Genomic DNA, 1,477 nt, shown 5'->3' on the forward strand with positions numbered 1-1,477 from the left:
CATTTCAGCCATCGCCAGGCAGAACGACCTCAAGCCGCTGCCGTCGGCGACCAATTTCGTCACGATCGACTGCGGCCGCGACGGCGCCTTCGCGCTGAAAGTGATGCAGAATCTTTTGTCGCGCGACGTGTTCATCCGCAAGCCGATGGCGCCACGACTCGACCGGTGCATCAGGGTCAGCGTCGGCCTCGACCATGAGCTCGACATCTTCGCCGAGGAATTGCCCGGCGCGCTGGCAGCGGCGCGGGGGAACTGACCGAACCCTGTCCCATGTGCCTGCTTCCCGGAGCAGACCGGCAATTCACATTTCGGCGGCTGCCAGCAGGCGCGTCACGCGGTTCAGCGCATCGGAAAGCTCCGCGGCTTCCTTGTCCTCGAGCTTGACGATCAGCCGGGCGAGGTCGCGGTTGGTCGCCGCCTCAAGATCAACCAGCGCGGCCCTGCCCCGCCTGGTCAGCGAAAGAACGGGCTGCCCGTTCTCCGAGCCATCGCGCATTCCTGCCAGCCCCATGGCGGCGAGTTTCCGAAGCACCCTCATGAGATAGGCAGGGGCGAGGTTGAGTTCGCCGGCCAACTCCGACGCCGCGGGCGCGAGGTCGAGATGAAACATGCGCGCCAGCAAACCGGCCCGTCCACCGCCCGGTCGGGGCTTGCGCCCGAGCTCGAACAGCACGCGGGCTTCGGCCAATGTGTAAGGGCTCTGCATCAAGGTCTCGTCGAGCAGCCCGACCAGCCCGGTATAGAACCGGTTGAAACGGCGAATCTCATGGACCAGGGCGTCGTGCGGCATGCTGGCCTCCTAGGGGCATTGCGTCCGATAATTCCCTCATTGGTTGACTGAGTCAACTATCAGCGGAATTGCTGCCCTCAAACCGATTGCATTTCACCCCTCGTGCTCCAGATTGATGGGGACGATTCTGGAGCGGACGATGCAAGGTGAGCAAAGAGCCGTTCGGGTGCGTGTTTCCGGTACGGTGCAAGGCGTGAGCTACCGGGTCTGGACGCGCGGTGAAGCCATGCGACTCGGGCTGACGGGTTGGGTGCGCAACGAGCGCGACGGCTCGGTCACCGCGCTGATTGCCGGCGCCGATGGCGCCGTCACGGCGATGATCGAACGCCTGTGGCAAGGGCCGCGAGGAGCGCTTGTCTCGAAGGTCGAGATCGAGGAAGCGGCCGGCGACGTGCCGGCTGATTTCAGGATCATCGTCTAGGGCCTTTCCTCGCCCCACGACAGTGGGGAGAGGTGGCGCGGCGAAGCCGCGACGGAGAGGGGACAGCGCAATCTTGATGAATTTCAGAACAAACCCGCCAGCGCCGCAACCCCCGCTCCGTCTCGGGCTTCGCCCGAGCCACCTCTCCCCCGCTTTGCGCTAGGGGATGCACACATCTTTTGAGATGAATGACTCGCTTTTGATTAGCGGTCTTGTGTTGGGATGTGATTCCGTCTGCGATGCGTTGATGGAGATGCGTCGCGATG

At 63.8% G+C, this 1,477-nt stretch carries 2 protein-coding genes and 1 pseudogene; 2 read left to right on the plus strand and 1 reads right to left on the minus strand.

The features are described from left to right. Positions 1-256, plus strand: a pseudogene (locus EOD07_RS34100) (pyridoxal phosphate-dependent aminotransferase); the annotation flags it as partial. A gap of 45 nt (positions 257-301) precedes the next feature. Here the strand turns inward: EOD07_RS34100 and EOD07_RS34105 are convergent. Continuing rightward, a complete protein-coding gene (locus EOD07_RS34105) occupies positions 302-790 on the minus strand; it encodes a MarR family winged helix-turn-helix transcriptional regulator (protein ID WP_127238323.1) in 489 nt (162 codons plus the stop codon). A 139-nt stretch (positions 791-929) separates the two neighbouring features. Between EOD07_RS34105 and EOD07_RS34110 the strand changes: the two genes are divergently transcribed. Then, positions 930-1,211, plus strand: coding sequence for an acylphosphatase (locus EOD07_RS34110; protein ID WP_127238324.1), 282 nt, complete (start codon positions 930-932; stop codon positions 1,209-1,211). The last annotated feature ends 266 nt before the right edge of the window (positions 1,212-1,477 follow it).

Source organism: Mesorhizobium sp. M2C.T.Ca.TU.002.02.1.1 (genome assembly GCF_003997225.1).